31 protein-coding genes are annotated in these 25721 nt (G+C 38.3%); 7 read left to right on the top strand and 24 right to left on the bottom strand.

Annotated features, from left to right (window positions below):
- Nucleotides 1–47: 47 nt before the first annotated feature.
- Nucleotides 48–410 (bottom strand): hypothetical protein, encoded by a 363-nt coding sequence (locus tag L2716_RS11755; protein WP_236334837.1) that lies wholly within the window; start codon nt 408–410, stop codon nt 48–50.
- Between the two features lie 89 nt (nt 411–499).
- Between L2716_RS11755 and L2716_RS11760 the strand changes: the two genes are divergently transcribed.
- Both L2716_RS11760 and L2716_RS11765 read left to right on the top strand, forming a co-directional pair.
- Entirely contained in the window at nt 500–685 is a 186-nt protein-coding gene (locus tag L2716_RS11760; protein WP_236334839.1) for a cold-shock protein, read from the top strand.
- A 169-nt stretch (nt 686–854) separates the two neighbouring features.
- Nucleotides 855–1130 (top strand): HU family DNA-binding protein, encoded by a 276-nt coding sequence (locus L2716_RS11765; RefSeq protein ID WP_236334842.1) that lies wholly within the window; start codon nt 855–857, stop codon nt 1128–1130.
- A gap of 124 nt (nt 1131–1254) precedes the next feature.
- Here the strand turns inward: L2716_RS11765 and L2716_RS11770 are convergent, their stop codons facing one another.
- Together L2716_RS11770 and L2716_RS11775 are read right to left on the bottom strand one after the other, a co-directional pair.
- Nucleotides 1255–2055, bottom strand: coding sequence for an SDR family NAD(P)-dependent oxidoreductase (locus L2716_RS11770; RefSeq protein ID WP_236334844.1), 801 nt, complete (start codon nt 2053–2055; stop codon nt 1255–1257).
- A 202-nt stretch (nt 2056–2257) separates the two neighbouring features.
- Nucleotides 2258–3325: an NAD(P)H-dependent flavin oxidoreductase gene (locus tag L2716_RS11775; protein ID WP_236334846.1), complete on the bottom strand. Its 1068-nt coding sequence runs from the start codon at nt 3323–3325 to the stop codon at nt 2258–2260.
- 604 nt (nt 3326–3929) lie between these two features.
- Between L2716_RS11775 and fdhD the strand changes: the two genes are divergently transcribed.
- Nucleotides 3930–4724, top strand: a complete 795-nt coding sequence (gene fdhD / locus L2716_RS11780) for a formate dehydrogenase accessory sulfurtransferase FdhD (RefSeq protein WP_236334848.1) — start codon at nt 3930–3932, stop codon at nt 4722–4724.
- A gap of 33 nt (nt 4725–4757) precedes the next feature.
- On the top strand, nt 4758–5765 hold the full coding sequence (moaA, locus tag L2716_RS11785) for a GTP 3',8-cyclase MoaA (protein WP_236334850.1): 1008 nt from the start codon (nt 4758–4760) through the stop codon (nt 5763–5765).
- Between the two features lie 88 nt (nt 5766–5853).
- Here moaA and L2716_RS11790 read toward each other — a convergent pair whose 3' ends face one another.
- Nucleotides 5854–6216: a DUF4383 domain-containing protein gene (locus L2716_RS11790; RefSeq protein ID WP_236334853.1), complete on the bottom strand. Its 363-nt coding sequence runs from the start codon at nt 6214–6216 to the stop codon at nt 5854–5856.
- Nucleotides 6217–6438: 222 nt separating this feature from the next.
- Here L2716_RS11790 and L2716_RS11795 point away from each other — a divergent pair, with 222 nt between their 5' ends.
- Nucleotides 6439–6642, top strand: a complete 204-nt coding sequence (locus tag L2716_RS11795; protein WP_236334857.1) for a hypothetical protein — start codon at nt 6439–6441, stop codon at nt 6640–6642.
- Nucleotides 6643–6675: 33 nt separating this feature from the next.
- Nucleotides 6676–7281 carry an STAS domain-containing protein gene (locus tag L2716_RS11800; RefSeq protein WP_329610134.1) on the top strand — a complete coding sequence of 202 codons (606 nt, stop codon included), beginning with the start codon at nt 6676–6678 and terminating at the stop codon, nt 7279–7281.
- 38 nt (nt 7282–7319) lie between these two features.
- Here L2716_RS11800 and L2716_RS11805 read toward each other — a convergent pair whose 3' ends face one another.
- The 12 genes from L2716_RS11805 to L2716_RS11860 form a co-directional block, all read right to left on the bottom strand.
- A complete protein-coding gene (locus tag L2716_RS11805) occupies nt 7320–8636 on the bottom strand; it encodes a DUF4179 domain-containing protein (protein ID WP_236334863.1) in 1317 nt (438 codons plus the stop codon).
- The gene (locus L2716_RS11810; protein WP_236334865.1) at nt 8626–9150 is read right to left on the bottom strand and encodes a sigma-70 family RNA polymerase sigma factor; all 525 of its coding nucleotides are present in this window, start codon (nt 9148–9150) and stop codon (nt 8626–8628) included. The genes L2716_RS11805 and L2716_RS11810 overlap by 11 nt, the downstream gene beginning before the upstream one ends.
- Before the next feature lie 102 nt (nt 9151–9252).
- Complete coding sequence (locus L2716_RS11815) at nt 9253–9726, bottom strand: DUF3830 family protein (protein ID WP_236334867.1); 474 nt, start codon at nt 9724–9726, stop codon at nt 9253–9255.
- 13 nt (nt 9727–9739) lie between these two features.
- Nucleotides 9740–10879, bottom strand: coding sequence for an NAD(P)/FAD-dependent oxidoreductase (locus tag L2716_RS11820; RefSeq protein WP_236334870.1), 1140 nt, complete (start codon nt 10877–10879; stop codon nt 9740–9742).
- Nucleotides 10876–11346, bottom strand: a complete 471-nt coding sequence (locus L2716_RS11825; RefSeq protein ID WP_236334873.1) for an aminopeptidase P family N-terminal domain-containing protein — start codon at nt 11344–11346, stop codon at nt 10876–10878. The genes L2716_RS11820 and L2716_RS11825 overlap by 4 nt, the downstream gene beginning before the upstream one ends.
- Nucleotides 11343–12503: a M24 family metallopeptidase gene (locus L2716_RS11830; RefSeq protein WP_236334890.1), complete on the bottom strand. Its 1161-nt coding sequence runs from the start codon at nt 12501–12503 to the stop codon at nt 11343–11345. The genes L2716_RS11825 and L2716_RS11830 overlap by 4 nt, the downstream gene beginning before the upstream one ends.
- Nucleotides 12504–12676: 173 nt before the next feature.
- Nucleotides 12677–13018 carry a VOC family protein gene (locus L2716_RS11835; RefSeq protein WP_236334892.1) on the bottom strand — a complete coding sequence of 114 codons (342 nt, stop codon included), beginning with the start codon at nt 13016–13018 and terminating at the stop codon, nt 12677–12679.
- Nucleotides 12993–14078 (bottom strand): S-adenosylmethionine:tRNA ribosyltransferase-isomerase, encoded by a 1086-nt coding sequence (locus L2716_RS11840; RefSeq protein WP_236334895.1) that lies wholly within the window; start codon nt 14076–14078, stop codon nt 12993–12995. The genes L2716_RS11835 and L2716_RS11840 overlap by 26 nt, the downstream gene beginning before the upstream one ends.
- 5 nt (nt 14079–14083) lie before the next feature.
- Nucleotides 14084–14806 (bottom strand): SDR family NAD(P)-dependent oxidoreductase, encoded by a 723-nt coding sequence (locus L2716_RS11845; protein WP_236334901.1) that lies wholly within the window; start codon nt 14804–14806, stop codon nt 14084–14086.
- Nucleotides 14807–15002: 196 nt separating this feature from the next.
- A complete protein-coding gene (locus L2716_RS11850) occupies nt 15003–16136 on the bottom strand; it encodes an NAD(P)/FAD-dependent oxidoreductase (protein WP_236334903.1) in 1134 nt (377 codons plus the stop codon).
- A 205-nt stretch (nt 16137–16341) separates the two neighbouring features.
- Nucleotides 16342–17304, bottom strand: a complete 963-nt coding sequence (locus L2716_RS11855) for a bile acid:sodium symporter family protein (RefSeq protein ID WP_236334913.1) — start codon at nt 17302–17304, stop codon at nt 16342–16344.
- The gene (locus L2716_RS11860; protein ID WP_236334922.1) at nt 17301–18695 is read right to left on the bottom strand and encodes an FAD-binding oxidoreductase; all 1395 of its coding nucleotides are present in this window, start codon (nt 18693–18695) and stop codon (nt 17301–17303) included. The genes L2716_RS11855 and L2716_RS11860 overlap by 4 nt, the downstream gene beginning before the upstream one ends.
- A 210-nt stretch (nt 18696–18905) precedes the next feature.
- On the opposite strand from L2716_RS11860, the gene fni reads away from it, so the two are divergent.
- Nucleotides 18906–19949 carry a type 2 isopentenyl-diphosphate Delta-isomerase gene (gene fni / locus L2716_RS11865; RefSeq protein WP_236334951.1) on the top strand — a complete coding sequence of 348 codons (1044 nt, stop codon included), beginning with the start codon at nt 18906–18908 and terminating at the stop codon, nt 19947–19949.
- Nucleotides 19950–20140: 191 nt separating this feature from the next.
- Here the strand turns inward: fni and L2716_RS11870 are convergent, their stop codons facing one another.
- The 8 genes from L2716_RS11870 to L2716_RS11900 form a co-directional block, all read right to left on the bottom strand.
- A complete protein-coding gene (locus L2716_RS11870; RefSeq protein ID WP_236334954.1) occupies nt 20141–20491 on the bottom strand; it encodes a DUF2200 domain-containing protein in 351 nt (116 codons plus the stop codon).
- Nucleotides 20492–20681: 190 nt separating this feature from the next.
- Nucleotides 20682–21746, bottom strand: a complete 1065-nt coding sequence (locus tag L2716_RS11875) for a sensor histidine kinase (RefSeq protein ID WP_236334969.1) — start codon at nt 21744–21746, stop codon at nt 20682–20684.
- Between the two features lie 13 nt (nt 21747–21759).
- The gene (locus tag L2716_RS11880) at nt 21760–22443 is read right to left on the bottom strand and encodes a response regulator transcription factor (RefSeq protein WP_236334978.1); all 684 of its coding nucleotides are present in this window, start codon (nt 22441–22443) and stop codon (nt 21760–21762) included.
- A gap of 37 nt (nt 22444–22480) precedes the next feature.
- Nucleotides 22481–23074: a peroxiredoxin family protein gene (locus tag L2716_RS11885; RefSeq protein ID WP_236334981.1), complete on the bottom strand. Its 594-nt coding sequence runs from the start codon at nt 23072–23074 to the stop codon at nt 22481–22483.
- 15 nt (nt 23075–23089) lie between these two features.
- A complete protein-coding gene (locus tag L2716_RS11890; protein ID WP_236334987.1) occupies nt 23090–23848 on the bottom strand; it encodes a cytochrome c biogenesis CcdA family protein in 759 nt (252 codons plus the stop codon).
- Entirely contained in the window at nt 23835–24494 is a 660-nt protein-coding gene (locus tag L2716_RS11895) for a hypothetical protein (RefSeq protein WP_236334989.1), read from the bottom strand. The genes L2716_RS11890 and L2716_RS11895 overlap by 14 nt, the downstream gene beginning before the upstream one ends.
- A gap of 341 nt (nt 24495–24835) precedes the next feature.
- Complete coding sequence (locus L2716_RS18445) at nt 24836–24991, bottom strand: histidine phosphatase family protein (protein ID WP_408005324.1); 156 nt, start codon at nt 24989–24991, stop codon at nt 24836–24838.
- A gap of 334 nt (nt 24992–25325) precedes the next feature.
- Nucleotides 25326–25709: a VOC family protein gene (locus L2716_RS11900; RefSeq protein WP_236334991.1), complete on the bottom strand. Its 384-nt coding sequence runs from the start codon at nt 25707–25709 to the stop codon at nt 25326–25328.
- Nucleotides 25710–25721: the final 12 nt, after the last annotated feature.

Genomic DNA, 25721 nt, shown 5'->3' on the forward strand with positions numbered 1-25721 from the left:
CCTTACACCCAAACATACCCCTTGTTATTTCTTAGTAAACACATCACTTATAAGAGGAAAATAATCCAGACTATTAATGAAATACACGATAATGATAGCCATATCCACATCCATACCCATGATGCCTTATTGAAATCAGCATTCACATATAAGAAAATGCCTGGGAAGGCTATCCAGGTTATAAGTAGAATTATGGCTAAGATAAATTGGATGACGGATGTAAAATTAAATGTATCAAATGAGGCTAGAAGTAAGTATGAAGGCACAAACATAATAATCGGAGTAAAGAAGCTCCATATTAACGCCCGAACCCGATAAGCTCGGAAATAACGCTCGTTTTCTTCAATCATTTGAATAAACAAATTTAAATATTTATGTACGGGGATATTGATTCTTCTAGCTAATTCCATATTAGAACACTCCTTGAAATTCTTTATCCCTATAAATTTATACAAAATGGGGTATAATAGAGATACTATGAAAAAGTGGGTGGAAGCATATGGCATTTTTCTCAAAGAATCAGCAAGAGCCAATTCCTGAGGTTGAGACAAAGGTTTGGAGTTGCACAAGTCAGGATTGTTCTGGATGGATGAGAGACGGATTATCATTTGAAGCAAAACCAGCTTGTCCACTCTGTAAATGTGAGATGGAACTGGAAACACGAGTTTTACCTGAACTCTCATAAAAAGAATAAGCAGATTGCTTCGGAGTGTCCATTGGGCACTCCATTTTGTTTTATTATTATTTACTCCTTAAATTCAGAAAAATGACTAATCGATGTATATTTTATTAGAATGCGGTAAGAATGGTAGATACATAATGTTCTCATGAACAAATTCCAAGGAGGAATAAAAATGAATAAACGTGATTTAATCCAACACGTCGCAGAACAAACTGGCTTACCAAAAAAGCATTCAACTACAGCTGTCAACGCAGTGATCGATGCCATTACTAAAAAACTAACCGATGGTGAAAACGTACAATTAATTGGTTTTGGTAGTTTTGAAGTCCGCCAACGTCAAGCAAGAACCGGTAGAAATCCTCAAACAGGAGAAGTCATTCAAATTAAAGCAACTCGAACGCCTGCGTTTAAGCCTGGAAAGCAGCTTAAGGAAGCAGTTAGAGCTTAAACAGAAAACAGAAAAAGGTTGGCCTAAATCAAGGTCAGCCTTTTTTCACATACGTTAAGAAAGTTTTCAGAATCACGCAACTAAGGCTTGTCCTACATCAGGGCTTGGCTTAGTCAGGTTTTCTTTACCTGAGTACAGTACCTCCTGAAATTTTAACAGATTCTCCTATAATATTAGGTGCAGCATCTGTTATGAGATAGACGATCGTATTGGCAACCTCATCAGGCTCAACTAATTTTCTAGAGGGATACTCGTTCTTAATCATTTCTAGTTGTTCTTCAAATGAAATTCCATTTCTTTCTGCTCTCTTTTCGATGGCTCTAATTCCCATCTGTGTATTCACATATCCAGGGCAAACTGAATTTACTCTTACACCATGTTCGATCGCTTCTAGAGCGAATGAATGAGTAAAACCAATCAAAGCAAATTTAGAGCCGGCATAAGCAGTATTTCCATAAGTTCCTCTTAGACCAGATAAAGATGATACGTTTACAACAACACCTCTTTGGTGTTCTTTCATATGTTGGTACACTAGTTTCGTGAGCATGACTGCAGCTGTATAATTCAATTCCATAATATACTCTATTTCTTCTTTTGAAGTATTTTCTAAAATTCCTCCCCCAGCAATGCCGGCACAATTGACTAATCCATAAATCGGACCGAGTTGTGCTTCAGCGTGTTCGACTAATTCACGCTGATTTAGTTCACTAGTTAAGTCAGCAGTATGCAAATAAATATTCTCAGAAGGAGTGAACTCTAACAGTTCTTGTTTAAGCATATCCAGTTTTTTCGTATCTCTCGCAGTAAGTGTTACCTTGCCCCCCATCATCACTATTGCACGGGCAGTTTCACTTCCAATACCACCACTCGCCCCTGTAATAATAATATGACGGTTTTCAAGTGCATCAACTGAAAATACGCTCATCGTTCAGGCTCCTTTACATACAAAGACTCTGCCACTCATCCTTTTGAAAAATGGGACTAACTCAAGGTGGTTTTGTTTGAGTTAATCCCTATTTTCATAAAACGCAGCTGGTATTCATTTCACAATATCTTTTTACCCTAGTCTGCCATTTTGTAAACCAGAAAATTAATATTTTTTTAAAATCTACAAAGCACATCCAAGACTAGAGACTATGTTTAATTTGAGATGCTTCTAATAAAATCTCTGCTAAAATTTGTCCTGCTGATTGACCTTCTTTTATTAAGCGATTTCCTTGTCCTGCCCAAAGAGACATATATTCTGATTTCCCTTGTTGCTTAGCTGCTTTTCTAATTTCTTTAGTTACCAAGTTCTGTATTGGATAACGCAATGGACTAATAAAGTTAGAGTTAGAGTCAAATAAATCAATGAATGCGTTTCGAATTGCACGCGCAGGTCTTCCAGAAAATGCAGTTGTAATCACTGTACTCTCTTCATTTGATTCCAGTAAGGCTTTTTTGTATAGAGGATTTGCTCCACTTTCTATACTATTTAGAAATCGTGTGCCAAGTTGAATGCCTCCTGCACCTAATGCAAGAGCAGCAATTAAACCTCTTCCATCCATAATCCCTCCCGATGCAATGACTGGGATCTTAACACGGTCGACAATCTGAGGTACCAGTGCAAATGTACCGATTGATGCAGCACCTTGCTCAGCTTTAAATGTGCCTCGGTGTCCTCCCGCTTCACCCCCTTGCGCAATAATTGCATCGACTCCAGCTAATTCTGCCTGAATGGCTTCTTCAACTGTGGTCACCATCGTCATGACTTTCAATTTTTTTTGTTGAGCTGCGATAACTTGATTGTGTGTTGGAACGCCGAACGTTGTAGATATAACTGGCACCTCTTCATCAAGGAGAACGTTAAATTGTTCCTCATAATAATCTTCCACAACTGGCTCATCAGCGGTCATATGAATACCTAACTCATTGTAAACGTTTGAAAGCGCCTTTTTGACTTTCACCGTACGGCTATCCCCGTAAGCCTTCTCAACCCGAAATAGGTTCACTGCAAAAGGATGATCGGTTAAGTCACGAACTTCTCTAATCACTTTCCGAGTCTCATTAGGTGTCAAATATCCAGCTCCAATTGTGCCAAGACCACCTGCATTAGATACCGCAGCAACTAGTTGGGGTGTTGTAATTCCTCCAGCCATACCAGCTTGTATAATGGGATGTTTAATCTGTAAAAGTTCACATACTTGTGTGTACATATGATTCTACTCCCTTCATTCGATTCAAAAACAAGTTGTGTAAAGTATAGAACGAAATCGTTAAATGAACAAAAAAAGGTGCAAGCCGGTATGGCTTGCACTTCAATAAAGGTATGGGCGGTGTCAGAGTTTTAAGGGGATTGTCCTCTTCAGTATAGCACGCTAAAAAGCGTTTGGTTATTGGGAAAACTCCTGAAATTTAGTCCGACAGAATCGGCTTTTTCTTTGCACACTTTCCCAATATACATCGCGGCTTGAACCCCCATAAAACAGATATTAAACCACACAGGTTTAGGTGATTTGCCCTAGAGTATTACTTTGAACACCTTACAAAAAAATACGCAAGCCGGGGGAGGCTTGCGCTTCAAAAAGGTATGGGCGGTGTCAGAGTCTTAAGGGGATTGTCTTCTTCAGTATAGCATGCTAAAAAGCGTTTGGTTATTGGGAAAATCATCGATTTTGTCATGTATTATTATGTCGAAATTACAAAACATTTTCCCAACCTTATCCGACCTTTTCCCATTTCCTGCAACAAATCCTTACTTCCAATTGACATGTTATAATACAAATATAATTACATTTCTCACGAGAATTGAGTGATTCTATGGATCAACGCATTACAACTCAAAGAGTAATCTACTCATATACAGATGGTGAGTTAAAGAAAAAAGAAGATACGATTGTTACTGAGTTCCCGTTAACGATCGTACTGAATGGAAATGAATTTGCGACCATGGTTTGTACACCTACTTATCTTAAGGAAATGGTCATGGGATTCTTAGCCTCAGAAGGCGTGATCAGGTTCGTCAAAAGGGATATCCACTCTATAACGATAGATGAAAATAAAGGATTCGCGTACGTAGAGACAACAACTAAGATCACCCCTACCATTCAAGAACATACAAAACGATTCATAGGTTCATGTTGTGGGAAAAGCAGACAATCTTTCTATTTTCAAAATGATGTCAAAACGGCTAAATCATCCATGACGGTGCAAACCGTTTCCTTTTCTCAATGCATAGATTTGATGAAGCAACTGCAGTCCTCAAGTGGCACCTTCCAGGCAACTGGAGGCGTTCATAACGCGGCTATTTGCACCCCTAATAAAATGATCATCTCAAGAACAGATATTGGTCGACATAATGCATTAGATAAACTTTATGGACACTGCTTAATAAATGAGATTAAAGTTCAGGATAAGGTGCTTGTTTTCAGCGGGAGAATTTCTTCTGAAATTTTACTCAAAGCATCAAAAATTGGTGTAGGGATACTCCTATCTAAATCTGCACCGACTGAGCTCGCCTTGCAAGCAGCTGAGGAATTAAATATAACCACAGCAGGATTCATACGTGGTAACAGAGTTAATGTCTATACTCACCCTGAACGTATAACGTTGTAAAAAGTGATTTAACATCAAAAGGAGGTGGACCTCTTGAACGTATTAGACCAACTGCAACGACCTTTACGAGATTTAAGAATATCAGTTACAGATCGGTGTAATTTCAGATGTCATTACTGTATGCCACCAGAGGTTTTCGGACCTGATTATGAGTTTCTAAAGAAAAATATGTTGTTAAGCTTTGAAGAGATTACAAGATTAACAACGTTATTTCAGAAAAGATCAGGAATAAAGAAAGTTCGGATTACAGGTGGAGAACCTTTGATGAGAAGAGATCTTCCCATTTTGATTGCACAGCTTTCGTCTATTGAAGGAATAGAAGATATTGCGATGACAACGAACGGTTCCTTATTACCTAAATACGCTGATCAACTGAAGGAAGCTGGATTAGACCGGGTCACGATTAGCTTAGATACATTAGATGATGAACGATTTAAGAAAATCAATGGCCGAAATGTTTCTGTAGATACTGTTCTTAAAGGGATCGAAGCAGCAAAATCTGCAGGTTTGGGCATTAAGATGAACATGGTTGTTCAAAAAGGAATCAACGATCAAGACATAATTCCAATGGCTGAATACTTTAAAGATCAAGGACATATCTTAAGATTTATTGAATATATGGATGTTGGCAACTCAAATGGCTGGAAGATGGATGATGTATTCTCCAAACAAGAAATCATTAATCGAGTGAACGAGGTTATACCGATAGAGCCTGTGGAACCAAATTATGAAGGGGAAGTTGCCACTCGCTATCGTTATAAAGGCTCTGAGGGTGAAATTGGAATTATCTCTTCGGTTACTGATGCGTTTTGCTCTTCGTGTAATCGTGCTAGACTTTCTGCAGAGGGGAAGCTCTACACATGTCTTTTCTCTTCAAAAGGCCATGACCTCAGAGGACCTTTACGAAACGGGAAAAATGACGAAGAAATGATGCAACTCATACGTGATATATGGACAAAACGTTCAGATCGCTACTCTGAAGAACGCACTTCACAGACGAAACGGGATTCTAAAGTAGAGATGTCACACATCGGCGGGTAAGAGAACTAAATGCCTAGCAAAGACAATAATAAGACCAAGTAGAAGGAATAAACTCTACTTGGTCTTGTTTAATAACGGTCTATAAAAGCTATTGAGAAACATTTGCGGATGCTTTTGCACTTGCAGTTGAAGAAGCAAACCCAACATAGATCGATGCAAATGCAATAATGAAATGCAAAATATTATCAGCCATCAAGAAAATAATACCCGCAAATTCATGTGTAAACAATCCAAGAATAGCTACAAGTAAATAAACGATACCAAATATTTTTGCATATGCTGCACTCTTGGACTCACTACCACTCACCATCAATGCAATTGCTCCAGACAACAGATGCACAATGTTATGCATCGGTGTTAAGTGGAAAATACCTTCAAATGGAATAAAGAATCCAACTACTCCTAATACAAGAAAAATAATACCTAATACTTTAACAAACTTTTTAGCCATTTGATTCATCCTCTCCTAATCAAAGATATTAAGATAACGAATATAGATAGGGAATGGATCACTAAATTTCTAAAAAAATTAAAACAAATGAAATAAATGTAAGTATCGAGTGTTTATGTATTCAAAACAGTTCAAATGAGTTACCATAGTACTATAAAAGACATTTCAAAACCCAAAATACATAAATACATATAACTACTTAAAAATAAAGGTGTGAGTAATGTGCAACTAAAACAGACTCCTTCATATACAACCATTGATGAAGCTTCTAAAGATGTTTTAGAACTGATGAGTAAATTTGTCGATGTGAATACATTTTTTGTCGCAAAAAATGATAAACAGGATGTTGATATCATTCAATCATTCAACCGCAATGAAATTGTACTAGAATCAGGATTCGAAACTTTATATCGTGATTCTTACTGACAATTTATCGTTAAAGGCGGTCGTGAACCGCTTATTATAGAAGATTTAACCGCAAATGAAGAAACGAAAGATATGACGGTTACAAAGAACCTCGGTGGCGGATCGTTAATAGGAGTACCGATTTATTACGGGAATGGAGAGAACTTCGGTACACTATGCGGAATGGATTTACGCCCGCATCACTTTACCGAAGACCATATTGATCTTTTTAAAGCGATGGCGAATCTCCTCGGAAATGTGCTTGATCTAGAAAGTGCAAATAACAAAATTCAGACCCTTTCCGTTCCGTTTGTACCGATCTCTGATGAGGTTGCAATTTTACCGATTATTGGTGACGTTGATGAAGAACGAACTGACCGGATCATGGAAATTACCTTATCTGAAAGCGTCAATCACAACTTGGAATATCTGATCCTAGACTTATCAGGACTAATTAGTATTGATTCAAATAGTACGGTGAATTTATTGAAAATCGGAAACTCTCTTAGTCTGTTAGGTGTCAAATCCATTCTTACTGGTATAAGACCTGAACTTGCATTAAGAGCGATTAGAGAGAACAGTGATTTTGAAAATTTAACGGTAAAAGCCAATTTAAAACAAGCACTCAGTTCAATTGGATACAGTATTGTTAAAAGCTAGTAAAAATCAGGCTCAAAAAGGGCCTGATTTTTTGTGTATTATTTGATTTTAATCTTAAACGGTTCTGTTATCCGATTTGGATAATCAATTAATTTAAGTATGACTTCCTTTTGGTTGGTTGGATTTTGAATTGAATAATGGTGATACCGGACTAAGGAATCATCAGAGGACACCATCTCTTGCCCATTTACCTCCATGTTTACAGGAGTATGTCTAAATAGTTCATAATGTGCATGTTTGTCTATTTGCTCATATTTTACGGAAAAATCAAGTTGGACATTATCCTCTAGTTTTGTGACCCCGTCCAAAGTAATCCGGTTGTCTCTTGGGGCCTTTACAAGTTTTTCATTTCTTACATCTATGACGATTGTACGCTCACCTTTTGGGATTGCACGTACTGAGCTACCTGACAAATACAATTCTGCCGGCTTTCTGAAATAATTGCTTTGAAAATAGAGCACATAATCATTTTCTCCACCGGTTCTCGTGACACCGTTGTCTATGGGTAACCAATGTTCGCCCTTCTCATCTACTAACTTCAAATCATCAAAATGAAATAACTGTTTTGTATTCGATTGATCCAATTTTACGTAGAGTCCGATTCTTGTTGGATGGATCACCATTTTTTCAAATTGAACTTTTTGGCCTTCTATACTGATTTCCTTATGGATCGGAATCGTTTCTTTCGTATTTTTGAACCATTCTTTATCAATAGGGATTTTTAAATTCCAATCCACACCGAGTTGTGTACCAGTTGTTGATGTCGCAGAATCCGTCTCCTCCAAACGAGTGTTCAAGATAAGTGTATTTGGCACTACAGCATTTTCGGTGAGATTGATAACTATTTTACCTTCCATTTTCTCACCCTTAGCAAAATTAACATTTTCGCTAGGATCATTATAGCTATAACTGATGTCATGTAATTCTTCCCCATCTTCATTTAAGAGATCAGGTGAATGCAGTCGCAAAAAGGTGTACTGATTGGATGCTTCAATTGAGTAAAAGAGAATCATTCTTGACTCATCTACAATGATTCGATCTACTGAAACTTTAATCCCTTCATGCGTTTGACTAACATTCACTTCATGTATGAAATCATTCACAACTGCATCTTCTAACCCCTTGTCTCCTTCAATCATTTCTATTATGGACTCGATCCCAGGTATCGACTTTAAAGTGTTCGCAAAAGCAGGTGAAACCTTAATACTCGTTACCAACAAAAAGATTAAGGCAATGCTACTCATTGTGCTTACGATCGCTCGACTTCTTATTTTCTTATGGCGCTTCCCCTTTTGAATGCCACTTTTTATGTACTCGTCTATTCTTTCAGGTGTTTGAATATGTTTATTTTCCATCCGTAACACCTTCTTTCTCCATGTTATGTCTCATCTGTTTGAGTGCTTTGTACAACCACGTTTTTATTGTGCTTTCTGGTTTATCTAATATGTTAGAAACCTCTTTGATTGTATAGCCTTGATAGTATTTCAACAAAATGACTTGTTGTAGATCTCTTTTTAGTTGAAAGATATTTTCTTGTAAGTTGAGCCGATCATTCCAATCAATCGGTACTTCTTCCTCTTGGTCAAGTAACCAGTCTGAATGTACAAGTCGTTTTCTTTTACGAATTTCATTAAGACAATAGTTTGCTAAGATCCTAATTAACCATGGCTTTACTACTGACGTGTCCTTCAGCTTCTTGATGGATTTATATGCTCTATAAGTCGTTTCCTGAATCGCCTCTAATGCATCAATCTCGTTATGGAAATAACGAAAAGCAACCGCATACAAGTCATTTTTGTAATGCATGATCAATTGACCAAATGCCTCATCATCACCCTTTTGCGCCTTTCGTACAATCTCATCGTTCATACGCTTCCCCCTGTTTATTGCTCTCTTACAAATATGACACAACAACCACGCAAAAAGTTTTAAAAAACAAAAAAAGAGTGCTAAATAGATAGCACTCGCTTGTCAGCCTCTCTTAAATACCATCGGTTGTATGCCTTCGTTACTAGCCTTCGTCCCCATTTCAGCAAATTTCTCTAAGTCTTCATCCCATACTTTTGCAAATTTGTTTCCCGGAAGCCATCCCATCGGAAAGAAGGTGCGAGCATCTGGTCCATAGAAACATCCAACATCATAAATTGGCTTTGGCATACCTTCCCAAGCATAAGCTCCTACATATGTAAAAAGTAATTCACCAGGCTGAGGAAAGCATGTTTGATTTTCCGGTCTTACTTCATGTAATGCAGTTGAACCACATCGTTCTTGTGGAAATTGTACGGATATCTCTTTTCCTGTATACATCGCATGTTTTCCAGATGTCTCCAAAGGAACTTCGATGATGTTCCAGAAAGCCTCACAAGTTTGAGGTGCTTTCTCATCTAGTAGATTTGCCCTTACAACTACATTGTCTTTTGGAAACTCAATAATAAAAGTACGCAAATACATATCCTCCTTATACAACGCTCGGTTCTATTATTAACTCGTTCTTCTCAAATCGTCTGAAATGTAAGGGTGAAATATCGATTGTGCTTTCATGTCCAAGTATGAGTTCTGCCATGCCTTTTCCGATAGCGGGAGCCATCATGAAGCCATGTCCACTCATTCCAACAGCTTGAAAGTATCCTAGGAGTCCGTCCACATCCCCTAAAATAGCTTGGTGGTCTGGGGTAGCGTCATAACGGCCATCCACATGGCTTCTAAACTCCAAGTTTGCTAACTTCGGGAAAAGTTCTATCCCAACTTCGGCCGCTCTTAACAGATAAGAATAGGTGTCATAGGGATAGTGTTGATCAGAACCGAGATAGCTTAAACAAATGGTCCCATCAGTCAGTTGTTTGGCTGCAAACCCTCGTTCAAAGGATACGAGCAGTGGTTCAAGTACACGTTCCTCAAGTCTGTTCGTGTATAAGATTCTTCTCGTTTCTTCTACAATGGGAAGTTCAACTCCTACTAAACTTGCAATCTCCTTTGCTCCAAGTCCAGCTGCATTTACGAGTTGATCACAAACGATTCGTCCTCTCTTTTGAGTTTGTACACCTGTTATACGGTCTCCTTGATAATCGATACTTGTCACTTGATCGTTTATAAATCGAACACCTTGTCGCTTAGCAGCATGAGCGAAACTGTTCGTTACGTGATACGCATCGTCTACAAAACCATCTGTTGGACAAAATGATGCACCGAAAACTGATTCTGTATTTAATCCAGGTATGATACCCCTAGCCTCTTTAGCTGTTAACATTTGAGTTGGAATACCACAGTTTATTTGTAAATTTCGTTGAACTTCATACTTTTTTAAAGCCTCTTCACTGTGAAAAGTATATAAGTATCCTACTTCACGAAATTTGATCTCGTATTCTGGCTCAAGCATTTCATTAATGTTTTTAAAGAATCCAACTGAAGCTTTCGCCATATCACAATTGATTCTTGTTCCCCATTGCTGTCTAACGCCACCTGGGCATATGCCGGTAACACCAGAAGCAACTCCACCTTTGTCAATTACAATAACGTCTTGCAGTCCTCCCTTTGCTAGATGATAGGCAATTGAACAACCAATTATTCCAGCACCTATAATGATGACATCTGCTTTCATAAAGCTGTTTCCTGCTCGGAAAGTTGCAATCGTAATAAAACATTTTCAGAGGAAACAAACTCCCCCTTGTATATGGGTATTAGCATTTCCTGAAGCCACCGAAAACGTCCGACTGTTAGACCGTCAGCAATCGGATGTTCTTCAGAATAATTAACTGCAATTTTTGTTGGGTTCAATTCCGCAATCGTTCCCTTCAGTACCTCTTCCAAGTCCCCTTGATAGGTTCTTACATCATCAAATAAGTTACACTCCCGAATATCTTGAGCATCTATCGTACTACAAATTACTAGTTTTTCACCTTTTCTTGTGATAAGAAAGGCACCAGGACCAACCGTTTCAACCCCAGTAACATAGGTTAAGCTTGGATCACTTCCTTCACTGGTGAAAATTAGCCATAAATCAATATGTTCCTTCTTTAACAGTTCAACTGCTTTGCTTAGATTTTTCTTTTGAAGTTCATACATCATCTTTGATTCACCACCGGATAAGGAATTTTCACCAATTCAAGTTGCCGTTTACTTAACACGACAGGTTCGTTATTTGTTACAAGGACATTTTCCTCAATTAACATACAAGGTAATCCGTCATCCTGAATAACAGTCGGTTCAATGGCGTAAATTTCGCCTGGTTGTATGACACCTTCTACTTGAGGACGAGGCGGCATCTTTCTTGGACCAAGAATTGTCCCTCCATCGTGTGTGGCTCGTCCGACTTGATGACCGACGGAATGCCGAATGGTCGGGTACCCTTTTGATTCAATGACAGTCCTTCCAACAGCATCGACTTCATATCCTTTTTTTCCAGCGGTTAAAGTATTAATGGAAGCTGTGATTGCTTCTATGGCCGCATTGAAAGCTCTTTCAACATCTGGCGGTGGTGTCGTTTCATCTTCTTTCATAAAATAACAAGTCCGCGCAATATCTGAGACGTAACCCTCTTGAGACCGTAAACTAAAATCAATGATTACAATATCTCCTGGTTCAACGATATGATCTCCTGGCTTTCTATGGGCAAGACCGCATCGTACAATACAAACAAGTGGTAAATCATGGGGTGCTCCTAAGCCATTGGTCACACCTCTCTTTTCCATTCCTTCGACAAACAGTTGACCAATCTCTTTCTCAGACATACCCACGCTCATTTGTCTAAAGGCTTCATCAAATATATCAGTTGTATGTTTAATTGCTGTTTTCACAGCTTGAATTTCTGTAGATGATTTAACGCTACGTAATTGGTGAAGGATCGGTTCACTTGATACTTCAATTTCACTTAAACGAGTAGGATGAATCACTTTTTCCAGCCATTTATACAACCCTAATGACATCCCATCATAGAGATGATCGTACTTGGAAACATTAAGCGCCAATACCTTTGGATTCAATAAGTTGAAGACGTCGAGAAAAGCCTCCTCCAAATGGTTAGAATACGTAACAATCTTAGAGTATGGTAGACTCGTTTCCAAACTTCCGACGTCCTTTTCAGATATGAGTGCAATATGCTCCCCACTCTTATGTATGAATAAAGCGGTTGTATGAGTAGTTTCCATATCTAAAACGAATGGAAGACTAGGATCATAACCATCTCTCGTCAGAACAAGCCAAGTATCAATTTGATTACTGTCCATCAACTTAACTGCTGCTGCTAATTTTTCTTTGACAATCTTTGTTTGTATTGAATCGATATAAACCGCCCCCTTAAACTTAGATACTTATACCATTATATCTAATTTTCAGAAAACTTAATAATTGAAACACTTAACCGTCAAAAAAGAACGCCAACTTTGGCGTTCTCTTCCATCTATAATTGAATTAATTCAATGATCTCTCTATTGGGTCCTGCTATAAACACCGTTTTCCAGCCATTTTCAAACGTATAAGGTCCTTCTGAAATTTCTAAATCGTGATGCTCCCGCAAAAATTCGTCTAAATTTTTTATTTCAAAGGCGATATGCTTATTTGAAGTGAGCTTTAAGCTCTCTTCCACTAACGCGAGCTCTACTCGAAATGACTGCAATTTCAAAAACACGAGACGCTCTCCAAGTAGCTCCATTTCTGACTCAACATTAAACCCTAGCTTTTTATAAAATTGAATGGATTGTTCAAGCTGATTCGTTTCAATTCCGAAATGATGAACGTTCATGTTGATCCCTCGCTATAATCAGGTTTATATCCCCAAATTCATGCCAGAGATACTTTGTTCTAATCGCTTCTGAGTATGCTTGTCGGATCAATTCTGGAGATACAAAAGCGGATAACATATCTAGATGACTCGCTTTCGGTTCATGGAATCCTGTTAACAAACCATCTACTACCTTTAATGAGTAATTTTCATCAATATGAAGATTTGTCCAACCTCTTTTGGCTACTGAAATACCTTCAGAATCGACTGCTGATTCTAATGCTCGAACAACGGTCGTTCCGATGGCAATAATTTTTCCGCCAGCTTGCTTGGTTTGCCGTATTTTTTCAATTGTGTCTGAAGGAACCTCATATTCTTCCAAACTATCACTTGGACCAACCTGCCACTGATCACTTCCGTAGTAACTTAAACCAGTATGGAGCGTAATGTTTGCAAGCTGGACGCCAGCTTTTTTCAAGCGAATTAACAACTCCCAAGTAAATGCTCTCCCAGCTGATACCATCTCAACAGAACCAGGTACGGTTCCATATACCGTTTGATACTGCTCGAGTCCCCACTTTTCATCAATATACTCATATCGAATCGGCTCCCCTAACTTATAGAGCTCGTTGTATAATGCGTTACCTTTAAGTGAAAACCAGATGGTGGTGAGCGGTTGATCTTTCTTACTAGAACGTATGAAAGCCTTTAAATTGGGAGAGAAGATCATTTCATCTCCTTGTTGAACATTCACATCAATTAATAGAACTCTCCAAACGGAGTTACTTTTTCTTTGTCCGAGACGAACTTCAACATCCTCTGCAACCAGCTTCCCACACCTTTTCAACTTTACTTTAAAAGAAGCTGGCAACGTCCTACTCACATTCATGACGAGTAAATCACCAGGGTGCACATATTGCCCAAGTCGCGGGAATTGATCATGTGTAGTGTCTCCACTCTTTGAATCTAGTATCATCAATTTTACGTCGTCTCTCCGTAACCCTTTTGTTTCAGGTGGTCCTGTAGCATTTAAATCAATGGGTAAATCAAAATCGATTGGATGTTTAGCAGCTAATGCCATGCCCGTCACCTCTTCTCTAGGACAAAGCCTTGTGCTTCAATCCGTTGTCCATTTTCTTTTGTATCATCGGACGCTAAATATAAGAAGACATCCGTTAAATCTTCAGGCTCTGCTAATTCATAATCACAATCTGGAACAGCGAGCTCATGCATTTCAGTATTCATTTCTCCAGGATCAACCATATTCATTCGTACCCCTGTATCAGAAAGTTCATCTGCCCAAATACCTGTTACACCCTCAAGCGCAAATTTTGAAACCCCGTACGCTCCCCATCCAGCGTACCCAACATTCCCTGCCTCTGATGTCACATTGATAATCGAGCCTTTATCTCGTTGCAACATACCGGGTAATACTCGCTTCGTCATTTGGAATGGACCGCTAGCATTCACTCGTAATACGTCTGAAAAAGCTTCGCTCGGATAGTCTACCAAGTGTGGCATCGGGCTTGGCCCTAGTTTTGAAGCGTTATTGACTAACACATCAATTTTTCCAAAATAGGATTCTGCTAGAGAAACAAATCTTTCAATATCACTTTGATCAGATGCATCAGCAGTTACTGCAAGTACATCTGCTCCCAGAGCTTCCAGTTCTTTTGCAACCTCTTGTAGTTTCACTTCGCCTCGAGCACATATGGCAAGGTTAGCACCTTTTTTCGCAAAAGCTCGTGCCACCGATCTCCCTAATCCTTTTGATGCGCCTGTTATCATCACAACTTGCTTTTCGTTCATATGAAACAACTCCTTTAATTTTCTCTTTTGTATACTCTTATTTTATTTAAAACAGAGTCATTTCTCGTCAGAACGGAGGTTGAACTTTACATACGAAATAGGAAGTACAACCGCTCTAAGACCGTCCTAAGACTATAGGAGTAGTAGTTTATGTTAAATGAATGCTAGACAAAAAAATGAAGGAGGTCCGCTGTCGTCAGCGGCCTCCTTCATTCTTTTCCAATGCACCTGTTACATGATAGTCATTGAGATCCAGCTCAATAGCTTGGCCAAGTGCCAGTTTGGCTAACTGCTCACCTAAATATGGTCCACTCGTTAGCCCTGATGCTCCTAACCCATTTGCGATGAGTAACCCTTCTACTTCAGGGACTGTACCGATAATTGGCAAGAATCCTGGCGTGAAAGGTCTGAATCCGACTTTCGTTTCTAGCAATGTGCTTTCGGACAAACCAGGAGCAACTCCAATTGCTTTATGTAAGATTTCATGAATCCCACCAGCCGTCACCCGGTAATCAAAACCGACGTCATCATCATGGGTCGCACCGACGACAACTCTCCCCCCATCAAAACCGAGCAGATACTGGTTGTTCGGAGGCATGACGACCGGCCAATTACTCGTATCCTCATCAGGAATTTCTAGATGGATGATTTGAGCCCGTTGTGAAGAAAGATGATAGGTATACCCTAATGGCTCAAGGAGCTCTTTGGACCAGGCACCTGTCGTCAGCATGACTTGATCTGCATTGTAACGCTCACCGTTCATCTCAATACCTGTTATGCGTTGTCCTTCATACACTAGAACCGCGTCACCCTTACACACTTTCGCTCCATTTTTTTCAGCCGCATTCATAAGTGCATTTCGTAACGCACGACCGTTTACTCTCGCAGCTCCACTAATATGAACAGAAGAAAACGCCTCTGATAATGGAGGAAACAACGCTTTCGTCTCAGATGGAGATAAACGAGTAATTTCACCGATTTCTGGAGCATCCTCCCTACGTTTCAAGGCACGATCGATCATCTTTTCTAACTTCTTTTCATCTGTATGGAGGCTAATCGCACCTACTTTACGGTATCCTGTATTCACTTCCCCATCCTCTTCAAGCTGGTCGATGAGAGTAGGATAGTATTTAGCTCCACCTTTCACAAGACGGTACCAAGCTTTATTCCGCCGCTGAGAAATCCATGGACAGACAATACCAGCAGCAGCTTCTGTCGCTTGCCCTTGATCAAACCGATCAACAAGCATGACGTCTGCTCCTGCTTTCGCTAAATGATAAGCAGTGGAAGCACCAAGAATACCTGCACCAACTACGATATATTTCTTCACGTAAAACACCTTTTCCTAATTGATCTTATCTAATAAGCCATTCTACCTCACAGATCTCCCAAACACAATTTGTCACGGTACGAAAAAATCCGTCACTGCTTTATTAATACATCAGAGTTTTTAAATGAGAGTGCCATAATCCAATAAGATTTTGGCACTCTTTTTAATATGATCAACGGATTTATAGAACCAGCAATCACTGAGTTCAACTCGTTTCCTTCAACTGATAATATTGTTCTTGGTATATCTTTTTCTTTGACCAAAAGGTAGCGAGTATTGGTCCGGAGATGTTATGCCACACTGCTGCAATGACGTTTGGTAGCGCAGCTAATGGACCAAAGTGTGCAGCTGCAAGTGCTACACCTAGACCTGAGTTTTGCATACCTACTTCGATAGAAATCGCTCTCCGCTTACTTTCTTCTAAGTTCATGAGTAGTGCTACAAAATAGCCAAGACCTAAGCCAATCAAATTATGAAGCATGACGGCCGAGAAAATAAGTACACCTGAGGTTGTGATGCTTTCGACGTTAGCTGAAACAACAGCGGCTACAATCACCATAATCGCAACGACAGAAATTAACGGTACGACCGAAGTACTTCTTTCAACAGTAGTTGGGAAGATCTTTCTAATGAACACACCGAGCATAATCGGTATGATAATAATTTGAATAATTGAGATGAACATTGCCACTGGGTCAATTGGAAGCCATTGCCCAGCAAGTCCCAATAAAATGAGCGGCGTTAAAATAGGCGCAAGCATCGTTGAGAGTGAAGTCATTGCAACAGATAATGCGAGATTCCCTTTTGCTAGATAGACCATCACATTCGAGGCTGTTCCTCCTGGTACAGATCCAAGTAAAACCAATCCGGCTGCTAATTCTGTGGGTAAGCCTAGCAAATAAGCTATGCTTAAAGCCACTAAAGGCATGATGACGTATTGAGTCGTTACACCTATGATGACAGGCACTGGCTTCTTCGCAATGAGTTTGAAATCCACTGGTGTCAACGTAAGTCCCATCCCAAACATGACAACACCTAGTAATATCGCAATATAGCTACCTAGACCTATGAAAGGATCTGGTATGAAAAAAGCAACCGCTGCAACACCTATCACCCAAACTGCAAAATATTTTCCAGCTATTATACTGATATTTTCAAGTAATTTCATTGTCCCCTCCTTTTTGAATGGATTAATTTATGCGGGTTCATGATTTCATTAGGGTCAAGGGCAAGCTTAATCTTTTCCATGACCTGAAGTGCCTTACCATGTTCTCTTTGCTGATATTTCATCTTTCCTACACCTACACCATGCTCACCAGTACATGTCCCTCCACGCTCCAATGCATATTCAACAATGGCTTGATTCAGTTGTTCAGATTTCTCGACCTCGATTGGGTCATTCAAATCAATCATGACAATCGCATGATAGTTTCCATCTCCTACGTGACCGAGCAGTCCTCCATACAATCCTAATGAATCGATTGTTTGTCTCGCATGCTTGATTGCCCCAGCTAATTCTGTAATCGGAACACAAACGTCTGTGACCATCTGTTTTTTAGTTTTGTGACTATGAATAAAGGCATACGCCAAATGATGACGAGAGTCCCATAGCTTATTTCTTGCCGCATTGTCTTCTTCAAATTGAATCTCTTGGCAACCGTGGTCAGCTACAATTTCTTTTGTGAAGGCAACATCATGATTCAAACCTGCTTCGTTACCATGAAACTCTAGGAATAAAGTCGGTTGTTCGAGATAGTCTGTTTCACTATAAGTATTCGTTTGTTTAATCGACAGCTCATCAACAAGCTCCACTCTCGCAATCGGAATACCTGCCTGCAAAATAGACACGACCGCTTCAACAGCGTCCTCCACTGTGGGGAAGGAGGCTCTACCGGCTACGATATGTTCAGGGATACCATATACTCTTAATGTTAGTTCCGTAATACATCCGAGTGTCCCTTCAGAACCGACGAATAAGCTGTTTAAGTTGTATCCAGAGGAAGATTTTTGCGCTAAGTTTCCGGTATGTATGCATTCACCATCTGGTAAAATGATTTCCAAATCCCTGACTTGATCACGCATGACACCATATCTGACAGAGGTTGTCCCACTTGCATTGGTAGCCGCCATTCCACCAAGTGTAGCGTCTGCACCTGGATCAACTGAAAAGAAGAGCCCATACTTCTTTAACTCTTTGTTTAATTGTAAGCGAGTAACACCTGGCTGGACTTTTACTAGGAAATCCCTTTCTCTCACTTCAATAATTTTGTTCATTAATGTAAAGTCGATTGTAATGCCTTTGTCATATGGAATGACATGACCTTCTAAACTAGACCCCACGCCGAACGGGATGATCGGTATTTGATGCGCGTTTGCAATTTTTACAATGGAAATGACTTGCTCATTCGATTCAGGATAGACGACCATGTCAGGTGTTTGTGGTGAATGATAGGATTCGTCCTTACTGTGCTGCTGCAGAATGGTTTCGTTCATTGTTACCTGCTCGTCTTTCAAAAAGCTTTTCAATTCTTCGTACACCATATGAATGGTCTTTTCCATTTCCAAGTCCCCCTAGTCAGTGAAAGTTCACAAATTTACAAGTTGAACCGAATTATACATAATTATCAGAATTTTTTAAACCATTTTACAGCACAAATTCACTACTATTCTCGATTAAAACTTATATTTTTTAGAGATCACCGTGCATGAGAACCCCTTTCTTCGGTACAATAGGGAATAGGTTTTACTTTTACAGAAAGGAGCGCGGAGATGAGTGACTATAACCAAACATCTAAAAGAAAAACGGAACATATCGAGATTGTAATGAATGAACAGGTAAATGCTCTTTATAAAACAACTGGCTTCGAAAACTATCAATTTAAACATCTAGCGCTTCCTGAGATTGATTTTTCAAGTATTGATTTGTCTACAGCTATTTTTGACAAAAAGGTTGATACACCTTTCTTAATCAGTTCGATGACGGGTGGAACAGAGGATGCTTGGCAAATAAACCAAAAGCTCGCTACAGTTGCTCAGGCAAGAGGATGGGCGATGTCTACTGGATCCGTCCGTTCTGCTATTGAGAATCCTCAAACCGCTTATACCTTTAACATCAGAAAATATGCACCAGACATTCCAATCATTGCGAATTTAGGTGCTGTCCAGTTTAACTATGGATATGGTGTAGACGAGTGTAAGAAAGCCGTTGAGATTACAGAAGCTGATGCACTTGTTATGCACTTGAACACCCTTCAAGAAGTTTTCCAGCCAGAAGGTGATACGAACTTCAATGGGTTGCTCTCCAAAATATCAAAGGTTTGTAGCGAGCTAAATGTCCCAGTAGGAATTAAAGAAGTGGGATGGGGTATCGATGGCGATTTAGCAAATCAATTATACGAAAAAGGAGTTTCATTTATAGATGTGGCTGGTGCCGGCGGGACATCTTGGAGTGAGGTGGAAAAGCACCGGAACATAACAAATTCTATCAAACAACGAGCTGCTGATACTTTTCGTGAATGGGGAATCCCTACATCCAGGTGCATTCAAGAAATCCATTCAGTTGCCCCAAAATGCATTTTAATTGGAAGCGGCGGAATGAGAAACGGACTTGATGCTGCAAAAGCCTTCGCGCTAGGTGCTGATCTCGTTGGGTTCGGGGGATCGATTCTTTCCTCAGCGGTGGAATCCGAAGAACATTTATCCGAACGCCTCGAACAGATTGAGTTAGAATGTAAAATTGCGATGTTCGGGATAGGCGTAAAAACCATCCAAGAACTGCAAAATACGGATCGATTAGAGTATGATAAGCGCTAAACAACCGAGCGCAAATGACAATAATGGGTTTATTTGTTAAGTGCAAAACACAAAAATACGGACTAAATCACATAGTATTTAAAGGCTTAGAAGAAAATCTATTCTAAGCCCATTTCTTTTCAATAAATAATTACATTAAATGCTCCTTAAAATTATTTAAAATGAAAGCAGTGTGTCTTTGTTTTTAATTATTATGTCCGCAAAATCTTTTCCATCGCTTTTCCTTTTGCTAACTCATCGACTAGTTTATCCAAATAGCGAATTTCCCGCATCGTTGGTTCTTCAATATTTTCCACTCGAACGCCGCAGACTACACCTTTGATCAATGCCCGTGAAGGATTTAATTGAGGAGATTGCGCAAAGAATGTCTCAAAGTCTGTCTGTTTTTCCAGTTGTACTTCTAACTCTTCCTGGTTATATCCTGTCAACCAAAGGATAATTTCATCGACTTCTGATTTTGTACGCCCTTTCTTCTCAGCTTTTGAAATATAATGAGGATAAACTTTTGCGAAACTCATTGAATAAATCTTATGTTTGGTCATAATATTTCCTCCCTTAATTCTCCACTATTCCGTCTTTTCCTTAAAACCAATTATTTCAAAACATTAGAATTAACTCAATTATTAATTCAATGGTAAAAAGACATTTCCTTTATCGGAAATGCCCCCTTTCATTAAGCTATTAAAACTTTGTCTCTTAGATACCTCAGTCTTCTAAAATTTCGTGATTATTTTATTTGCAAACTGGTAATGAAAACATGAAAGTGTGGCAATTCTTTTCTGACTTAACGCTAATCTTACCTTTATGGTGTTCAATGATTTCTTTTGATATAGCGAGTCCAAGTCCTGTTCCCCCTGAATTATCTCTTCCACGTGAAGAGTCTACACGATATAATCTCTCAAAGATTTTTTCTTTTGCTTCTATTGGTATTACTTGCCCGGGACCAGTGATAGACAGCATATACCTTCCTTTTATTATTTCACCCTTTATCCTTATTGGTCCTGTTCCCTCATAGTACCTAATAGCATTGTCAAGCAAGTTATTAATAACTTGTAGGATACCCTCATTATAAACATTAACTATTCCTATTTCGGCTTGGATTTCTACTTTAATTCCTGCATTTAATAATGACCAACGAAACATCCTAACAGATTCTTCTACTAGAAATTGCATATCCATAGGTTCTTTCTCATGGTATGTTTGTTTAGTCAAATAATCCCATTCCCTTAATTGTTCAAGCTGTTCAACCATATGAATAAGTCGTTCTGATTCATTATGAAGAGATTCATACATTTTTTGATCCGCTTCAATCACACCATCTTTCAAAGCACCCAGGTAGCCCTTTAGATTGGATAATGGTGTACGAAAATCATGAGATAAATCTAAAATCAATTCTTTCCTATGTTGTTGTGTATCTTTTAACTGTTTTACCAGATCATTAAAATGACCGATCAATTGTCCCGTCTCATCCTTAGAGTTCACTTGAATTGGTCTTGGATATTGGCCTTCTTTCATTCTTTTAGTAGATTCAATCAATTCTTTTAATGGACGTATTGTTTTTTTTACTAAGTAATAATGAATGAGGCTGCCAATAATGATTGCGGCGATACTAAATATCCATAAATATTGAAAAAGGGTTGAATTAAACAGGTTTTGTTTCTGCTCATTCCACGAACCTAATCCATCAGCCAAAAAACAAGCAGTATTATAAATCGCCCAACTACTTAATACAATAAAAGTGCCAACAACAATTATATTAATAAAGGTCAAGCGCCATAATAATCGGTTTGGAAGCATTGACTTTGTAAGTTTATTCCACAACAAATTTATACCCCATTCCTCGAACTGTTTGAATACGTTCAGGAATACCAGGATTAGATTCAATTTTTGCTCGTAATTTCTTAATATGGGCATCAATCGTTCGATCCATAACCGTTTTATCTACATAAGGATATAATTGTAAAATCAGATTTTCTCTTGATATAACCACATTTGGATTTTCCATAAAATGATATAAAAGATTGAATTCATGTTTTGTTAAAGTTAAATTTTTGTCGTAGAGTAAGACTTCACCTTTTCGAGGTTTGATACATAACCCGTTGTAAGTGATTTTTTGACAAAATTGCCCTGTACGTCGTAAAACGGCCTCAACGTGAGCGATAAGTTCTTCTGGATTAAACGGCTTTGTTAAATAATCGTCTGCCCCTATCTTTAACCCATTGATTTTATCATCTGTTCGGGCTTTTGCTGATAGCATAATGATAGAAACCTCATTACGTTCTTGTTCCCGAACCCACTTACAGAATTCCTCTCCAGATAATTTAGGAAGCATTAAATCAAGAACGACCAGACAGGGATGATGTTCTAAAAAAACAGCTTTCGCTATTTCCCCATCAGCAGCTTCTACCACCTCATAACCGGCACCTTTTAAATAGATAGTGATAAGTTTGCGAATCATTTGATCATCTTCTACCACTAGTATTATCTGCTTCACCTAATTCACCTCTTGACTATTGTACTATATGCAATGATTATTTCATCTTTTCATATTCCTGTACCATGAGATCATAATTCAAAGCACCCATTGCTACGAACTGTATACGACCATTTGAATCAATCATATATGAAGTTGGATATGCCCTTACTTGATAGGTGTCAGAAACATTAGAACTCTCGTCGATAACTACTGGAAATGTCATTCCGAACTCTTTTATAAACTCTTTGACTTTATCAATACTTTCCTCTGTTTCTGTGAGATTTACTGCTAATATTTCTACATCTTTGTTCTCATAAAGTTTTTGAAAATCAGGAATCTCTGCCCTACATGGAGGACACCAAGTGGCCCAAAAATTTACTATTACTCGTTTCCCTCTATAATCTGATAATTGTACTGTTTCTCCATCTATTGTCTGCAATTCAAAGTCAGGAGCAATTTGGCCCTCACTTAGCCCAACACTATTAGATTCATTTACTTCCCCATCATTACCATATTCAGTTGACGATTGTGAATTTAGTGTAGTACTGCTACTTTTGTCTTCGTTAGTGTCATCAGTTGAAATGGTAAAATCATAAATAGCCCAACCGAGCATACCTACCGCAGCGATAATAAGAATTGTTTTTTTCATTATTTATTGCCCTCCTTATCCTAATTCTGATAACCATGTATCTTGTACTATATCAAGCAGAAATCCCGTTATTCGAGGCATTAAGCCAAAAAACAAGACTAGTCCCATAATAATCATAATTACAGCACCGATTTTCATAATTACCCTACTATGACGAACGATCCACTTAGTAGAACCAAGAAAGAAAATTAAGACAAGATATGGTAATGAAAATCCAATTACATACATGATGGTATAAAAAATCCCATGCCCCGGATTACTCGCAGCCAATAATAGAATTGATCCAAAAATAGGACCAATACAAGGAGTCCAACCAGCAGCAAAACCAAGTCCTACAAAAAATGTCCCAAGGTATCCTGCAGGTTTCTTAGAATAACGAAAACGCTTTTCTTTCATTAATGCAGGTATTGTAATCCATCCTGCAACAAACATACCCATAATGATAATAAAAACTCCTGCAATACGCTGAATAAATAAACCAGAATCACCTAACAGTAGGTTTTGAGCCCATTTCCCCAAGAATGATGCACTCGCACCTAAACTAATAAAGACAAGTGATACTGCTAATAAGAAAAATAGGGAATGACTCAATAACTGACTACGAATTTTTGCATTCTTTTTACCTTGCAACTCCTTAACACTAATTCCAGTTATATATGACATATACACAGGGAAAATTGGTAACACACAGGGAGACAAAAAAGATAAAGCTCCAGCTCCGATTGCAAGGAACAATCCTACAATTAGTGCTGTATCTGATTCAATTCCAACCATCACTACCCCTCTTTCTATTATTTATTATGGTTATTGAAATACTAATTAAAAAGAACAAACAGACAAACCACGGAACCATTATATAATCAAATACAGTTACAAACGGCTGAGTAAAAGTTAGTAGTATCATTCCTCCAGACCATACCGTTACAATCATGACTATCAGAGCAGGCGCTTTGATCCGTCCATGACTACTAATGAATAAGACTAGGAGAATACAAGATAAAACCAAGTATCCAAAAGCATAAGAATTATTATTCCAAACAAGCTGAATAAATTCATACACAAATGATGCAACTAAAAAAACCAGCAATAAAGATTCAATAAAGAGGGGCACATCATTATGTCGCGAATTAGTATTTGAAATATTGACAAAAATGCTCATTAACACAGCTATATAAAGTGCATGTGAGCTACTCGGATAAGCCAATATCGCCAACGGATCCTCGATAAAAACAAAAAAGTTCACAATAATTTTTCCAATCCAAATAAAAATAATCAAGTTTATAAGTTGTGAAACTATCCCTTCTACATGCTCTTTTCTTTTTTGCTTTGATTGATCACTGATAATATAAAAGGTAGTAAGTCCAATAACTATACTGATACCAATGAAGCCACTTGGTATTAATTTGCTGGCACTCACCATTTGACATTTCCTCCATTTCACTCTCTTAAGGCATGATCTTACAAGGCTAATATGAAAATTTGATGAAAATAATAAGCAATAGATTAATCGAGTAATTTTTTCAAACAAATTCTTATGCTTAAGGAATTTATTGCTTCTTCATTTGTTGAGCTAACATATCCAGGGAGTTGTACTCCTAGCAGAGGGAGGTTTAATGAGAAGGCGACTATTAACTTGCTTACCAACCAGTAGTCAGCAAAAGCTTCGTAACCTTTCAACAATAGTAATGAAAATAGAGCGTAATCTTTTATAGTTTTATAGATTAACGCTCGCCGATTGTTTAATAACATTAAAGATTCATTCTACACATCAACAGGATTATAAAGATGTGGTGTATTCCAGAAAGCATCAACCTCTAAGGGATACATTTCTTTAATGGATGATAGTGTTTCACCTTCCCATTCTCCCTTATTGATTTCCTTAAGATAAGAGGAATATCTCTCACGCCCTGTATCAATTCAGTAGTCCACTTAATCCTATTACTGGTACTTGAAATGATTGCTGTTAATTCTACTTGCATTTCTTTCTCGAATTTCGGTAAGTTCCAAATCCAACCATCCTTCTATAACTTGAGTTCTCCTAACTAAAAAAAGAGCGATTACAATATAGTAATCGCTCCTCTTTTCCTAAACAATCAGTAAAATTCAATAACCTCAAATGGCGCTATTGTTCAGGAATAAAAATAATATATTTCTTTCTCTAACTATTTAACAGGATCATCATTAAAAAGGAATCTCAATTGAAGTTACTTACTTCTGCTTAATACAGCAAGTTCAATTCAAAAAAAGATACTCATTCACTCTTTTCCATGACTGCAAAGTAATTTTCTTCACTATCTGAAAAGTTAAATACTCTACCGGAAGGCATATTAACAATCTCTCCGACTTTGACATTTTTATTTGATAAATCCTTATATAATTTATCGAAATTGTCTGTAAAAAACATTAAAGAAGGGGTGCCAAGGTTTAATCCAGGCGACATTTTTGCAACAAACTCCTTATTATGAATAATGATACTCGTTTCAGCATCCTTTGTTGGGGAGATTTCAATCCACCTCATTCCTTGATCATTGTTTTCTTCAGACATTACACTAAATCCTACTTTTTCTGTCCAAAAACTCACTGCCTCATCTTGATTATTTACATACAACATTATTTGACCGACTTTATTAATCAATAATTTCCCTCC

It is taken from the genome of Pseudalkalibacillus berkeleyi, from assembly GCF_021608225.1.
In the GTDB taxonomy this organism is placed as follows: domain Bacteria; phylum Bacillota; class Bacilli; order Bacillales; family Fictibacillaceae; genus Pseudalkalibacillus; species Pseudalkalibacillus berkeleyi.

Excerpts from the sequence above, each read along its gene's own strand:
- L2716_RS11755 (WP_236334837.1), bottom strand. The coding sequence starts at position 410 with ATGGAATTAGCTAGAAGAATCAATATCCCCGTACATAAATATTTAAAT.
- L2716_RS11760 (WP_236334839.1), top strand. The coding sequence starts at position 500 with ATGGCATTTTTCTCAAAGAATCAGCAAGAGCCAATTCCTGAGGTTGAG.
- L2716_RS11765 (WP_236334842.1), top strand. The coding sequence starts at position 855 with ATGAATAAACGTGATTTAATCCAACACGTCGCAGAACAAACTGGCTTA.
- L2716_RS11770 (WP_236334844.1), bottom strand. The coding sequence starts at position 2,055 with ATGAGCGTATTTTCAGTTGATGCACTTGAAAACCGTCATATTATTATT.
- L2716_RS11775 (WP_236334846.1), bottom strand. The coding sequence starts at position 3,325 with ATGTACACACAAGTATGTGAACTTTTACAGATTAAACATCCCATTATA.
- fdhD (WP_236334848.1), top strand. The coding sequence starts at position 3,930 with ATGGATCAACGCATTACAACTCAAAGAGTAATCTACTCATATACAGAT.
- L2716_RS11790 (WP_236334853.1), bottom strand. The coding sequence starts at position 6,216 with ATGGCTAAAAAGTTTGTTAAAGTATTAGGTATTATTTTTCTTGTATTA.
- L2716_RS11805 (WP_236334863.1), bottom strand. The coding sequence starts at position 8,636 with ATGGAAAATAAACATATTCAAACACCTGAAAGAATAGACGAGTACATA.
- L2716_RS11810 (WP_236334865.1), bottom strand. The coding sequence starts at position 9,150 with ATGAACGATGAGATTGTACGAAAGGCGCAAAAGGGTGATGATGAGGCA.
- L2716_RS11820 (WP_236334870.1), bottom strand. The coding sequence starts at position 10,879 with ATGAAAGCAGATGTCATCATTATAGGTGCTGGAATAATTGGTTGTTCA.
- L2716_RS11825 (WP_236334873.1), bottom strand. The coding sequence starts at position 11,346 with ATGATGTATGAACTTCAAAAGAAAAATCTAAGCAAAGCAGTTGAACTG.
- L2716_RS11830 (WP_236334890.1), bottom strand. The coding sequence starts at position 12,503 with ATGGACAGTAATCAAATTGATACTTGGCTTGTTCTGACGAGAGATGGT.
- L2716_RS11835 (WP_236334892.1), bottom strand. The coding sequence starts at position 13,018 with ATGAACGTTCATCATTTCGGAATTGAAACGAATCAGCTTGAACAATCC.
- L2716_RS11840 (WP_236334895.1), bottom strand. The coding sequence starts at position 14,078 with ATGGCATTAGCTGCTAAACATCCAATCGATTTTGATTTACCCATTGAT.
- L2716_RS11845 (WP_236334901.1), bottom strand. The coding sequence starts at position 14,806 with ATGAACGAAAAGCAAGTTGTGATGATAACAGGCGCATCAAAAGGATTA.
- L2716_RS11855 (WP_236334913.1), bottom strand. The coding sequence starts at position 17,304 with ATGAAATTACTTGAAAATATCAGTATAATAGCTGGAAAATATTTTGCA.
- L2716_RS11860 (WP_236334922.1), bottom strand. The coding sequence starts at position 18,695 with ATGGAAAAGACCATTCATATGGTGTACGAAGAATTGAAAAGCTTTTTG.
- fni (WP_236334951.1), top strand. The coding sequence starts at position 18,906 with ATGAGTGACTATAACCAAACATCTAAAAGAAAAACGGAACATATCGAG.
- L2716_RS11870 (WP_236334954.1), bottom strand. The coding sequence starts at position 20,491 with ATGACCAAACATAAGATTTATTCAATGAGTTTCGCAAAAGTTTATCCT.
- L2716_RS11875 (WP_236334969.1), bottom strand. The coding sequence starts at position 21,746 with ATGCTTCCAAACCGATTATTATGGCGCTTGACCTTTATTAATATAATT.
- L2716_RS11885 (WP_236334981.1), bottom strand. The coding sequence starts at position 23,074 with ATGAAAAAAACAATTCTTATTATCGCTGCGGTAGGTATGCTCGGTTGG.
- L2716_RS11890 (WP_236334987.1), bottom strand. The coding sequence starts at position 23,848 with ATGGTTGGAATTGAATCAGATACAGCACTAATTGTAGGATTGTTCCTT.
- L2716_RS11895 (WP_236334989.1), bottom strand. The coding sequence starts at position 24,494 with ATGGTGAGTGCCAGCAAATTAATACCAAGTGGCTTCATTGGTATCAGT.